13 protein-coding genes are annotated in these 13,576 nt (G+C 41.3%); all 13 read left to right on the plus strand.

The genetic code is table 11. The features are described from left to right. Positions 1-19 precede the first annotated feature (19 nt). The 13 genes from LQ226_RS20510 to lysS all read left to right on the plus strand — a co-directional run bounded on the left by LQ226_RS20510 (position 20) and on the right by lysS (position 12,871). On the plus strand, positions 20-760 hold the full coding sequence (locus tag LQ226_RS20510; protein ID WP_231419889.1) for a vWA domain-containing protein: 741 nt from the start codon (positions 20-22) through the stop codon (positions 758-760). Then, on the plus strand, positions 726-1,727 hold the full coding sequence (locus LQ226_RS20515; RefSeq protein ID WP_231419890.1) for a serine/threonine protein kinase: 1,002 nt from the start codon (positions 726-728) through the stop codon (positions 1,725-1,727). The genes LQ226_RS20510 and LQ226_RS20515 overlap by 35 nt, the downstream gene beginning before the upstream one ends. 96 nt (positions 1,728-1,823) lie before the next feature. Then, a complete protein-coding gene (tilS, locus tag LQ226_RS20520) occupies positions 1,824-3,215 on the plus strand; it encodes a tRNA lysidine(34) synthetase TilS (protein ID WP_231419891.1) in 1,392 nt (463 codons plus the stop codon). Positions 3,216-3,226: 11 nt separating this feature from the next. Continuing rightward, positions 3,227-3,772, plus strand: a complete 546-nt coding sequence (gene hpt / locus LQ226_RS20525) for a hypoxanthine phosphoribosyltransferase (RefSeq protein ID WP_036787165.1) — start codon at positions 3,227-3,229, stop codon at positions 3,770-3,772. Positions 3,773-3,938: 166 nt separating this feature from the next. Beyond that, positions 3,939-5,969: an ATP-dependent zinc metalloprotease FtsH gene (gene ftsH / locus LQ226_RS20530; protein ID WP_231419892.1), complete on the plus strand. Its 2,031-nt coding sequence runs from the start codon at positions 3,939-3,941 to the stop codon at positions 5,967-5,969. Between the two features lie 267 nt (positions 5,970-6,236). After that, positions 6,237-7,109, plus strand: coding sequence for an Hsp33 family molecular chaperone HslO (gene hslO / locus LQ226_RS20535; protein WP_231419893.1), 873 nt, complete (start codon positions 6,237-6,239; stop codon positions 7,107-7,109). A 27-nt stretch (positions 7,110-7,136) separates the two neighbouring features. Then, complete coding sequence (locus tag LQ226_RS20540) at positions 7,137-8,051, plus strand: peptidyl-prolyl cis-trans isomerase (RefSeq protein WP_231419894.1); 915 nt, start codon at positions 7,137-7,139, stop codon at positions 8,049-8,051. Between the two features lie 128 nt (positions 8,052-8,179). Further along, complete coding sequence (cysK, locus tag LQ226_RS20545) at positions 8,180-9,106, plus strand: cysteine synthase A (RefSeq protein WP_231419895.1); 927 nt, start codon at positions 8,180-8,182, stop codon at positions 9,104-9,106. A gap of 301 nt (positions 9,107-9,407) precedes the next feature. Further along, the gene (gene folP, locus LQ226_RS20550) at positions 9,408-10,175 is read left to right on the plus strand and encodes a dihydropteroate synthase (RefSeq protein WP_231419902.1); all 768 of its coding nucleotides are present in this window, start codon (positions 9,408-9,410) and stop codon (positions 10,173-10,175) included. Position 10,176: 1 nt separating this feature from the next. Next, the gene (gene folB, locus LQ226_RS20555) at positions 10,177-10,545 is read left to right on the plus strand and encodes a dihydroneopterin aldolase (protein ID WP_231419896.1); all 369 of its coding nucleotides are present in this window, start codon (positions 10,177-10,179) and stop codon (positions 10,543-10,545) included. After that, positions 10,542-11,054, plus strand: a complete 513-nt coding sequence (folK, locus tag LQ226_RS20560) for a 2-amino-4-hydroxy-6-hydroxymethyldihydropteridine diphosphokinase (protein WP_231419897.1) — start codon at positions 10,542-10,544, stop codon at positions 11,052-11,054. The genes folB and folK overlap by 4 nt, the downstream gene beginning before the upstream one ends. Then, positions 11,024-11,230: a helix-turn-helix domain-containing protein gene (locus LQ226_RS20565; protein WP_231419898.1), complete on the plus strand. Its 207-nt coding sequence runs from the start codon at positions 11,024-11,026 to the stop codon at positions 11,228-11,230. The genes folK and LQ226_RS20565 overlap by 31 nt, the downstream gene beginning before the upstream one ends. A 156-nt stretch (positions 11,231-11,386) precedes the next feature. Continuing rightward, a complete protein-coding gene (gene lysS / locus LQ226_RS20570; RefSeq protein WP_231419899.1) occupies positions 11,387-12,871 on the plus strand; it encodes a lysine--tRNA ligase in 1,485 nt (494 codons plus the stop codon). The last annotated feature ends 705 nt before the right edge of the window (positions 12,872-13,576 follow it).

Genomic DNA, 13,576 nt, shown 5'->3' on the forward strand with positions numbered 1-13,576 from the left:
ATGGAGGAGGAGATATCTCATGAATAAAGGGACATTAAAGCAAATTCTATTGATAACAGACGGATGTTCAAACCAGGGAGAGGATCCTTCTGCTGTGGCGACGTTAGCTTATCAGCAGGGGGTAACGGTAAATGTAATCGGGGTCCTTGACGATCAACAATCAGAGCAACCTGATGGTTTAGAAGAAGTTGAAGAGATTGCGATGAGTGGTGGTGGGGTTAGCCAGATTGTATATGCAAAGTCTTTGTCTCAGACTGTTCAAATGGTAACCAAGCAAGCTATGACCCAGACGCTTCAGGGTGTCGTTAATCAAGAATTACAGCAAATCCTTGGAGCACAGCAAGAGATTGAGGATCTTCCTCCTGAAAAGCGCGGAGAGATCATGGAAGTTGTGGAAGACCTTGGTGAAACGTGTGATTTAGAAGTATTGGTATTGGTGGATACAAGTGCGAGTATGCATAATAAACTTCCTACAGTGCGTGATTCTTTATTCGATCTATCTTTAAGTTTAAATGCCCGTATGGGGAAAAACCGCTTCTCCATCTACACATTTCCAGGGAAGCGCAAGGATTTGGATAAGGTTATGGATTGGACGCCTAAGCTTGATTCCATTTCTTCTGTCTTCCCGAAACTGACCAGTGGTGGGATTACACCAACAGGGCCTGCTTTAAGAGAGGCCATGCAACAATTCGCCAAAAAACGAAGCCTTCGTAACTTCATAGGTCGTGAAGATCATCATGCAGAAGAATCAGGGTATTAATTTATCACCTGGTACAGTTGTAAAAGGGAAGTGGCACCATCGTTCATTTATAATCGTTAAACAGTTAGGGTCTGGCGCTATGGGTGTTGTGTATCTAGCCACAGAACAAGGGCGGAAGGTGGCAGTGAAGTTCGGGCACAATAGTTCCTCTATTACCACAGAAGTAAATGTATTACGTACGTTTCAAAAGGTTCAAGATCACCAGCTTGGACCTTCTTTATTAGATGTAGACGACTTTGTCCTTCCAGATGGCTCACAAGTTTCTTTTTATGCCATGGAGTATCTGAAAGGGAAAGATCTAAATCCATTTGTGCAAGATCATGGGACTGAATGGATTGGTATTCTCGCGGTTCAGCTGCTAGAAGACTTAGAACACCTTCATCAATTTGGTTGGGTATTTGGAGATTTGAAACCTGATAACCTTATCGTGACGTTCCCACCTGCGCGTCTTCGTTGGTTGGATGTCGGGGGTACGACTCAAATTGGGAGAGCGATTAAAGAGTACACTGAATTTTATGATCGTGGCTATTGGGGGATGGGATCAAGGAAAGCAGATCCTCAATATGATTTATTTGCCTTAGCGATGGTGCTTTTACAGATTGAATACCCCTCTCGTTTTGAAAGAGGGACCCACCCGGAGAAGACTTTGTTTTCGAAAGTACAACAAGCTAAAAAAATAGCTCCATATAAAGAGATCCTGAAGAAAGCACTTCATTCTGAATACTCCTCTGCAGAAGAGATGAAGCATGCCATAAATACTTTATTATTAACTCCTACACGTCAGACCGCTAGCACTTCAAGAATTGCCAGACGCCAATCTGCTTCTATAAAGCAAAATCAGAAGAGCCCATCTGGACCCATACACTCCTCTTCTGCATCAAGCTCAGCTCGTAGTTGGGAATTGATTGGAATTGTTATGACCGTGTGCTTATTTTATATGATGTATGTAGTTATGCAGTGGATTTAACGAGTTGGACGCTTACGTTTTGCAGTAGTTGAATGATAAATGGTAGGATAGAAATGGCATATTAAGATAAAAAGAATAAGAACGGAGTTGGGGCAGTTGTTTAGCCAAAAGGTCGATCAATTTGCTCAAAGGCATCAGCTGTTTTCAGCGAATTCTACCATATTAGTTGCTGTCTCAGGAGGGCCTGATTCTATGGCTCTTCTCCATTATCTAAAAAGCAGGGAACAACGCTTTGGAATTGATCTTGTTGTTTTAACGATTGATCACTCCTTGAGAGGGGTAGACTCCAAAGAGGATGTTCATTATGTAAGTACTACCTGTAAGAAGTGGGATATTAAATGTGAAACCGTTACGTTAGATGTGCCTTCTTTCAAAGAGGAGCACGGTTTAGGAACACAAGAGGCAGCCAGGAAGCTTAGATATCGTTACTTCAGCGATCAAATGCGAAAGCATCATGCAGATTTTCTGGCGATGGGTCATCATGGCGATGATCAAGTGGAGACGATTCTTATGGAAATGGTGCGTGGAGCAGAACCAAGCAGCATTCGTGGTATTCCAGTTTATCGTTCCTTTAGCATAGGTCAGATTATTCGTCCACTTCTATGTGTGACAAAGCAAGAAATTGAAGCTTATTGTGAAGAAGTTGGTATTACTCCTCGTATAGATGAGTCCAACAAGTCAACGACTTATACAAGGAACGCTATGCGAGCTCACGTATTACCGGTCCTGAAGTCTCACAACCCGAAGGTCCACGAGCATATGCAGTATTTCCAAGAGTATCAGCGGGATGACGAGGCCTATATGATGCAAGAATCTAAGCGGATTTTCGAGTCCTCTCTTTTTGACAAAAAGGATCATGAGATTCAGTTTAATCGAAGTGATTTTTTAAACGTTCCTTCACCTTTACAAAGGAGGACCTTTCACTTAATATTAAACTATCTGTATCAAGAACCCTCTTTTGATGTAACTTATCATCACTGGGAGCAATACATACGAATAGTGAAAGACAAGACCCCACAAGCAATCATGCATTTGCCAAGAGGTCTGTCTGTTGTTCGTTCTTATGAGAATATCGTTTTTACCTTTAAGAAAGAAGAAGCGGTCCCTTTTCATTATTTGTTACACGTGCCAGGGGAATTGGTTTTGCCTGATGGAGCTTATATATATGCCGATCAAGACGATCATTACAGGGGTCACGACAGCCATCATTTTGCTTGTGATATAAGTAACGTAACCTTACCTCTCATCGTTCGGACGAGAAAGCCGGGCGATAAATTTATTCCTAAAGGAATGAAGGGGCGTAAAAAGGTGAAAGACTTATTTATTGATGAAAAGGTCCCTCATGAACAACGCAGTAAGTGGCCAATTGTTACAGATGCAAATGGTCAAATCCTGTGGGTCGTTTCATTAAAAGAAGCAAACATTCCAGTTAATCAACAACACCCGACCTGGTTACATCTTACTTATGAGAATCACAAGAACTTCTAGGAGGATGGAAAATGCATAATGATATCGAAAAAGTCTTAATTTCCGAGGAGGAGCTACAATCAAAAGTTAAGGAATTGGCAGCCCAACTGTCTGAAGATTATGAAGGCAAGTTTCCTCTAGCAATTGGTGTGCTAAAAGGTGCCATGCCATTTATGTCTGATCTGTTAAAGCGTATGGACACATACCTGGAAATGGACTTTATGGATGTATCAAGCTATAACGGTACAATGCAATCATCAGGCGAAGTGAAAATTGTTAAAGATTTAGACACACAGGTAGAAGGAAGAGACCTTCTAATTATCGAAGATATTATCGATAGTGGCTTAACTTTAAGTTACCTTGTTGATCTGTTTAAATACCGTAAAGCGAAGTCCATTAAGATCGTAACGCTTCTTGATAAGCCATCTGGCCGAAAAGGAGACGTTAAAGCGGACCTTGCAGGATTTGAAGTACCTGATGAATTTGTAGTAGGTTATGGGTTAGACTACCAAGAGAGATATCGTAACCTACCATATATCGGTGTCTTAAAACCAGCTGTTTACGGTGGAGATCAATAAGAATAAACCTTCGTTTTATTCATATAATTCACCAAAACGGGTTGTACTCATAGTAAGAGGTGACAATCTGTTGACAACCGTTACCTGACAAGGGTAATTAGTTGTGTAAGTTCTTTCACATATGGTACTATTTACTATAGTTTTCTCGCCTGGGAGGAGGTAGGCAATGAACCGAATATTTCGTAATACCATCTTCTATGCGCTAATCTTTTTAGTGGTGATAGGAGTTGTTGGTCTATTCAGAGGAGATACTTCTCAAGATGAACAATTTAAATACAGTGAATTTGTTCAGCAGCTAAATGATGGTCAGATAGAGACCATGAACATTCAATATACGAACCATGCTTACAAGGTGACTGGTGACTTGGTTTCGTCTGGCGATGGAGAAGAAGAGAATCAAAGCTACACAGCAACGATTCCGGATAACGAACAAATTGTTAACCGAATTGCAGATGCCGCACAACAACAGGGAATTGAGACAGTTGATTTTGAAAAAGCGGAAGAGCCTAGCGGATGGGTGACGTTCTTTACATCCATTATTCCGTTTGTCATCATCTTCATTCTATTCTTCTTCTTACTCAACCAAGCTCAAGGTGGCGGAAGCAAAGTCATGAACTTTGGTAAAAGTAAGGCGAAGTTATTCAATGAAGAGAAGAAAAAGGTTCGTTTTAAAGACGTAGCCGGGGCAGATGAGGAGAAACAAGAACTAGTTGAGGTTGTTGATTTCCTAAAAGATCCTCGTAAATTTGCTGCAATTGGTGCACGTATTCCTAAAGGTGTTCTACTTGTTGGACCACCAGGAACAGGTAAAACGTTAATAGCACGTGCTGTAGCTGGGGAAGCGGGCGTACCGTTCTTCTCAATCAGTGGTTCAGACTTCGTGGAAATGTTCGTTGGTGTAGGTGCTTCTCGTGTACGTGATTTATTCGAGAACGCGAAGAAGAATGCACCATGTATTATCTTTATCGATGAGATTGATGCTGTAGGTCGTCAACGTGGCGCAGGTTTAGGTGGAGGTCACGATGAACGTGAACAAACGCTTAACCAGCTACTTGTTGAGATGGATGGTTTTGGTGCCAATGAGGGAATCATTATCATTGCTGCGACAAACAGACCAGATATTCTTGACCCAGCCTTACTCCGTCCAGGACGTTTCGACCGTCAAATTACCGTAAACCGTCCGGACTTAAAAGGACGCGAAGAAGTGCTTAAAGTTCACGCTCGTAATAAACCACTGGATGACGAGTCAATTGATCTTCATACAATTGCAATGCGTACACCAGGATTTTCGGGTGCTGACCTTGAGAACTTACTGAACGAAGCTGCGCTTGTTGCGGCTCGTGCAGATAAGGAAAAAATCGATATGCTCTCAGTTGATGAAGCGATTGATCGTGTTATTGCAGGTCCTGCGAAGAAGAGTCGCGTCGTTTCTCAGAAAGAGCGTAACATTGTGGCTCACCACGAAAGTGGACACACCATTATCGGAATGGTTCTTGATGAGGCGGATATGGTTCACAAGGTTACGATTGTTCCTCGTGGTCAAGCTGGCGGTTATGCCGTTATGCTTCCTAAGGAAGATCGCTTCATGATGACCCAGCCGGAACTTCAAGATAAGATTGCAGGTCTGCTTGGTGGACGTGTGGCAGAAGAAATTATGTTTGGAGAAGTTAGTACTGGTGCTTCAAACGACTTCCAACGCGCGACAAGCATTGCACGTAAGATGGTTACTGAATATGGTATGAGCTCTAAGCTTGGACCACTTCAATTTGGTGGTGGCGGTGGAGGACAAGTGTTCTTAGGCCGTGACATCCAAAATGAGCAAAATTACAGTGACAAGATTGCGTATGAAATTGATCAGGAAGTTCAGCGAATCATTAAAGAACAATATGACCGTGCTAAAGGCATCTTAACTAAGCATAAAGAGCAGCTTGAGCTAATTGCCAAGACGCTTCTTGATATAGAAACGTTAGATGCAGCACAAATCCGTTCTTTATTTGATAAAGGTGTTTTACCTGAAGGTTCTGATGACCCAGCCTATACTTCTAAATCTGAATCTGGAGAAGATGTTAAAGTGAACATTCAGTCCAAAGAAGATGAAGAGCCAAAGGCTGATCTGAATAAGAAAGAACCAACAAACCTAAATAAATCTGAACCATCTGAAACGGATGGCGAAGACCCTGATAAGAAAAACGACTAAGTATACTAAAGAACTGCTTCAGCCCTTAAGAGCTGAAGCAGTTTTTGTTTGTGTGTAAGGGTGTTCTGCATGCATATGTTTCAGATTATGTGACTAGTTTCCCTCCCTTCGTTTACAATAGGATTGAGTAACTTTGTTGAAATAGATAACCAATATCGTTTATTTTAAATAAATAGTGATAAGCTCATTTCGTACATATCTCTAAAAGGGATGTGGATTATACTGCTGAAAGCAGGATTACGAAAAAGAAAAGGAGAATGAATTAATATGGGTGATTATTTAATTCGCGCAACCGCCTATAATGGTATGGTACGCGCATATGGCATACAATCAACAGAAACAGTAGGAGAAGCAGTTCGTCGTCAAGATACCTATGCAACAGCTTCTGCTGCGCTTGGGCGTACTTTAACAATCTCAGCTATGATGGGGTCTATGTTAAAAGGAGACGATAAACTTACGATAAAGGTTGAAGGTGGAGGACCGATTGGTGCAATTATAGCCGATGCTACAGCTCACGGTGATGTACGTGGGTATGTATCCAATCCTCATGTAGACTTTGACTTAAATGACAACGGAAAGCTTGATGTCCGCCGAGCGGTAGGGACAACGGGTACGTTAAGTGTCGTGAAAGATCTTGGCCTAAAGAATAACTTTACCGGTGAAGTACCGATTGTTTCTGGGGAGATTGGGGAAGACTTTACGTATTACTTTGCAAATTCTGAGCAAGTCCCTTCGGCAGTAGGTGCTGGAGTGCTGGTGAACCCGGATCAGACTATTAAAGCTTCTGGAGGCTTTATCATTCAGATTATGCCTGGTGCTGATGATGAAACCATTTCAAAAATAGAGCAACAAATCAATGAACTACCACAGGTGTCTCGTTTAATTAATGAAGGGCATACGCCTGAAGAAATGCTAGAAAAACTTCTAGAAGGCGGAGATATGAAGATCTTAAGCAAATCGCCGGTTCAATTTAAATGTCAGTGTTCGCGTGAGCGTCTGGAGCAGGCTCTTCAAGGTCTAGGTGATGAAGAACTTCAAGCTATGATTGAAGAAGATCATGGTGCAGAGGCGCACTGCCATTTCTGTAATGAAGCGTATCACTTTACAGAGGATGAGCTTCGCGAACTTAAAACACAATAGATAGACATCTAGGGAAAGGTGGTTGGGATGACGCGAAAGCTTTTGTGGGGGATTATTGTAGTTTTACTTGTTACAAATTTAACGACACTGTTAGTTTGGGTGAACACTAAGGAACAAGATTCAACAAGCTCCACGAATAAGCTGGCTCCGGTTGTTGAAGCAACAGAAGAACCAGTAGCTTTAGTAGGAGATGAAAAAATTCATCATGAAGAGTGGATGGCTACCCTTCAGGAACAATACGGGGAAGACATTCTGAGGGAAATGATCGATAAACAAGTAGTCTTTCAACTTGCTGATCAGTTTGAGGTTGATATTTCAAATAAACTCATCCAACGTGAACTTGCTCTTATGGAGACGATGCTTCCGGTTATGGATGAAAGTGAAATAAAGTTGAAACGGGAGCAGTGGGAGAATGATGTTCAGTACCGCTATTTTTTGGAAGATCTGTTGACGAAAGATATTGGTATTAGCGAGAAAAAGATCAAAGACTTTTATGAAGATCATCAAGACCAATACGAGTTCCATACGACCTATCAGTTCTCTCATATTGTTTTACCTTCAAAGGAAACCGCCTTAAAGGTGAAAGAAGAACTTGATAACGGGGCTGAATTTAGTATGTTAGCCAGAGAATATTCAGAAGATGAATACACGAAAGATAAAGGCGGTTATCTCGGTTATTTCTCCGTGGAAAGTCGATACTTACCATCCTCCTACTATGAAGAGGCGGAAAGTTTAGGTCAAGGTGAGTACAGTAGCCCTTTCCAAACAGATCAGGGCTTTGTGTTGCTTCAATTGCACCGGACGCTTCCTCCTATCACTTTTACCTATGAAGAAGTTAAAGAACAAATTAAAAGAGAAATTGCACTTGATTATGTAAGTGGTTCGTTATCGGCCTCCCCCCTATGGAAAGAGATTGGGGTCAACTGGATTTATGGCGATTAACGAATCGCTTCTTTTTTATAGGTGGGAAGGATATATTAATTAGGGATTCTTTTTGTTTGACTTTTTAGACTATTATCCATAAATTATTAGTAAGTCTATAATATTACTAGGAATTGGGAGTGTTTGATGTGAGAATTGGAAATTCAATCGCAGATCTAATTGGTAAGACGCCTATTGTGAAGTTGAATCGAATCTCTGATGAGAACAGCGCGGATATATACGTTAAATTAGAATACATGAATCCAGGGAGTTCTGTGAAAGACCGAATTGCACTTGCGATGATTGAAGCCGCTGAGAAAGAGGGGAACCTGAAGGAAGGGGATACTATTATTGAACCAACAAGTGGTAATACAGGTATTGGCCTTGCGATGGTTGCGGCTGCAAAAGGATATCGCTCCATTTTAGTTATGCCAGATACGATGAGTGAAGAGCGAAGAAACCTTCTGAAAGCTTACGGGGCTGAACTGGTGCTAACTCCAGGGAGTGAAGGTATGAAAGGTGCCATTAAAAAGGCTGAAGCTTTGCAAAAAGAGCACGGCTACTTCATGCCTCAACAATTCAATAATGAAGCGAACCCGGCCGTACACGAGAAGACTACGGGTCCTGAAATTGTGGAACAGATGGGCGACCAGTTAGACGCGTTTATAGCAGGAATCGGAACAGGGGGCACGATAACGGGAGCAGGAAAGGTTTTGAAGAATGCATTTCCTAACATTCAGATCTACGCTGTAGAGCCGGAAAGTTCTCCTGTTCTATCAGGTGGTTCCCCAGGCCCGCATAAAATTCAAGGAATCGGTGCCGGCTTTGTTCCTAAGGTACTGGACACAGCTGTTTATGATGAAATTATCCAAGTAACCAATGATCAGGCATACGAAACGGCTAGGGAAGTAGCGAAGACTGAAGGTGTGCTAGGTGGTGTCTCTACTGGTGCTGCAATCTATGCTGCGAAAGAAGTAGCCAAAAAGCTTGGAAAAGGTAAGAAGGTGCTCGCTATTGTACCAAGCAACGGAGAGCGTTACCTATCTACTCCTCTTTACCAATTCGATCCCTCCTAGCTTTAAGAATGACCTCTCCTTTTATAGGGAGAGGTTTTTTTGTATACGTGATAAGGAATAAAGAGATCCCTCTTATAGGGTGCGACGTTGCTTTCCTGCAAACTCACAGCGGCATCGTCTCCGATTTTATAAAAAAGGGCGAAAGGCATCATTCATGCTGAACTGGCTCACTTATGTGAATATATCCCTTAGATTGTGTACAATAGAATAGGAAACAAGAACGGTAATAAAGGAGTTAGGTATTGTGACTATTCTTCGTACAAGAGAAAAAACGTTTGATTTAACGAAGGAAACCCTCGTCATGGGTATTTTAAATGTTACTCCCGATTCATTTTCTGATGGAGGTCAGTTTGATGAGGTAGAGGTCGCTATAAAGCAAGCGAAGCAAATGCAGCAGGATGGAGCTCATATTATCGATGTGGGCGGGGAATCAACAAGACCCGGGCATGATCCGGTTACTGAACAAGAAGAGTTGAAACGAGTTCTTCCTATTATCAGGGCGGTGAGGCAGGAAATTGATATCCCGATCTCAATAGATACCTATAAATCAGAAGTAGCCAGGCAAGCCCTGGAGGCTGGAGCTTCTATTATCAATGATGTGTGGGGAGCTAAAAGAGATCCACAAATGGCCCAAGTAGCTGCCGCATATCAAGTTCCAATTATATTAATGCACAATCGTGAAGACCGCCATTATGCCAATTTAATAGAAGATATGAAAAAGGATCTACAGGAAAGTATCGACCTTGCTAAAGATGCTGGTGTGAGAGATGAGAATATCTTATTGGATCCTGGGGTAGGCTTCGCGAAGACGCCCGAGCAAAACGTAGAGGTTATGGGTCATTTGTCAGAAGTCGTATCGTTAGGGTACCCTGTTTTACTTGGAACCTCTAGAAAATCATTTATCGGCCAGGTGCTAGACCTTCCTGTTGAAGAGCGCATGGAAGGGACGGGGGCTACGGTTTGTTATGGTATGACACAAGGTATTGACCTTGTTCGAGTTCATGATGTAAAACCCATTGCAAGAATGACGAAAATGATGGATAAGATGCTAGGAAAGGGGAGCGATTAACATGGACAAAATTCTAATTAACCAAATGTCTTTTTACGGCTATCATGGTTTGTTTCCGGAAGAGAATAAATTAGGGCAAAGGTTTAAGGTTGACCTAAGCTTAGAGTTAGATCTTAAGAAAGCTGGACAAACTGATGATATGGAAGAGAGCATTAATTACGGACGTATTTATGAAGTGACAAAAGAGGTTGTCGAAGGCGAAGCAAAGCAATTAGTGGAAACGGTAGCTGAGAATATTGCTTCAGAATTGCTGACTCATTTTGAGAAATTACAAGCTTTAACTGTTACGGTTATTAAACCTGATCCACCTATACCAGGGCATTATGAATCGGTAGCCATTGAACTATACAGGGAGCGTACAAGTGAATGAAGGAAGCATATATAGCACTGGGATCTAACATCCCTCCGAAGGCTAACTATCTTGAGCAATCTTTAAAGCTATTGCACGAGCATGAAGATGTTGAAGTTTTACAAGCTTCTCCTATTTATGAAACGGTTCCTGTAGGTTATACTGAACAAAGTGATTTTCTAAATATGGTAGCCCATATCCGCACTTCTCTAACTGCTTTTAGCCTTTTAGAAGTATGTCAGGGAATTGAACGAGATCTTGGACGTGAACGTACGATTAAATGGGGACCTCGTACAATCGACCTTGACATTTTATTATATAATCAAGAGAATATTGAAACAGAAGAATTAGTTGTCCCTCATCCTAGATTACAAGAACGAGGCTTTGTGCTTGTGCCTTTGGCTGAACTAGCTCCGAATTTAATCGTTCCTGTTATTGGTGAGTCTGTTTCAGATTTACTAGCTGCCCTAGCAGATGATGAGAAAGAAGGAATCGCTAAATGGAAGCCGCAAAATGGGGTAAACGAATAAGATCCTACAGGAAATTAAAGGGCTATACTCAAGTTGATTTTGCAAAGATGCTTGGAATTTCAGTATCTGTTCTGGGTGAAATTGAGAGAGGTGCTCGTTTTCCTAATGAAAAGCTCATAAATAAAATTTCAATAGAGCTAAAAGTTCCGATCCAAGAATTAGTCCCGAGGGATTGAGTTTGACAGGAATAAGGGCAAGGAGTTTTCGCTTGCCATTAAGAAAGCGTGGATTCGTAACATCTAAAGGATAAGCATACTATTCATTAGCCATTGTTTGGCTGATGGATGAATATGCTACTTGAGTGGACAAGCTAAAAAATTGGAGTGATTAACATGACAGAAGAATTGAATGACCACATGCGCGTACGTCGCGAGAAATTGCAATCTTACGCTGAACAAGGGCTGGACCCATTTGGGAATAAATATGAGCGTACTCACTTGTCGGAGGATTTAAAAGAAGCATATGATGAATTCTCTAAAGAGGAACTAGAAGAGAAGGCTGCTGAAGTAACGATTGCTGGCCGTATCATGACGAAACGCGGAAAAGGCAAAGCAGGTTTCGCACACCTACAAGATTTGAAAGGACAAATTCAAATCTACGTTCGTAAAGATACGGTTGGTGAAGAAGCGTATGAGTTATTCAGTACAGCGGATATGGGAGACATTGTAGGTGTAACAGGGAAGATGTTTAAAACCAAAGTAGGTGAACTTTCGGTTAAAGCAACTGAATTTCATATGCTAACGAAATCTCTTCGTCCATTACCTGAGAAGTTTCATGGTCTTAAGGACGTAGAGCAGCGTTATCGTCAACGCTATCTTGACCTTATTACTAATCCAACTAGCCGTGACACCTTTGTGACTCGCAGTAAAATTATTCAGTCTATGCGTCGCTACTTTGATGACTTAGGTTTCTTAGAAGTAGAGACTCCGACGATGCATGCTATTCCTGGTGGAGCGTCTGCTCGTCCGTTTATTACTCACCACAATGCGTTAGATATGCCTTTATATATGCGCATTGCCATTGAGCTTCATTTGAAACGCCTAATTGTAGGTGGCATGGAAAAAGTATATGAGATCGGTCGAGTATTCCGTAATGAAGGTGTATCTACAAGACACAACCCGGAATTCACAATGCTAGAACTTTATGAAGCCTATGCTGACTTCCATGATGTGATGGCTTTAACGGAAGAAGTAATTGCTCATATCGCAAAGGATGTCTTAGGTACGACAACAGTTCAATACGGAGAATATGAAGTTAATCTTGAGCCGAAATGGACTCGCTTGCATATGGTAGATGCGATTAAAGAATATACCGGTGTAGATTTCTGGCAGCAGATGACTGATGAAGAAGCAAAAGCTCTTGCTAAAGAAAATGGAATCGATATCGAAGACAATATGACGTACGGGCATATTGTGAACGAATTCTTTGAACAACGTGTAGAGGATAAGCTTATTCAACCTACCTTTGTTTATGGTCACCCATTAGAAATCTCTCCTCTAGCGAAGAAGAATAAAGAGGACGAGCGTTTCACGGATCGTTTCGAACTCTTTATTGTAGGTCGAGAGCATGCGAATGCCTTCTCTGAGCTTAACGATCCTATTGATCAACGTCAGCGTTTCGAAGCGCAAGTAAAAGAAAGAGAAGAAGGAAATGATGAGGCTCATCTAATGGACGAAGACTTCTTAGAAGCCCTTGAGTATGGTCTGCCGCCAACAGGAGGACTTGGAATCGGGATTGATCGCTTAGTAATGCTTCTTACTAATTCTCCATCTATTCGTGATGTGTTATTGTTCCCGCAAATGAGAAACCGTGACTAATATGGATCCCCTGCAAATTGCAGGGGATTTTTTTATATGTAGCTATTTTAATAGCGGGGTGGTGGTGGAAATATGACGGAATAGTTGATGTATCAGTACACAATGGATTTTTCAGATTCATTAGAATAAACTTAAAACAAAAAAGTTGTTAAAAAACCTTGCGCGAAGAAAGTCAGCCGTGGTACATTATTAAACGTTGCGTTAACAACAACGCAACAAACAAAGTGATCTCGAGATAGTGTTAAGCAATTGAATTGCCACCACAAATCTTCTTATTATATAGGAGAGAGATCAGGTTAATGAAAGAGAACAAAAACTTTTTAAAAAAGATATTGACTCAAAATTAACCGCATGATAAGATATTTAAGTCGCTGTTAAACGACAGCAACAAAAAAGGATCTCAGGCGAAACGCACATAAAGCAATTTGAGAGCGCGCCATACTTAATGAGTGAGAGATCGAGTTGAAAAAGAGAACAAAAACTTTTTAAAAAAGATATTGACTCAAAATCAACCACATGTTAAACTAGTTAAGTCGCTGTTAAACAGCGGACATAACGAAGAAACATTAAAACGAAACATTTGATCTTTGAAAACTGAACGAAACAACATGTATCGTCAATGTCTTTAAATTGATTTTTAAAGCCAGTAATCATTTATTTTGATGCTAGGCAGACTCACATTTTATGGAGAGTTTGATCTTGGCT

It is taken from the genome of Pontibacillus sp. HN14, assembly GCF_021129245.1.
In the GTDB taxonomy this organism is placed as follows: Bacteria; Bacillota; Bacilli; order Bacillales; family BH030062; genus Pontibacillus.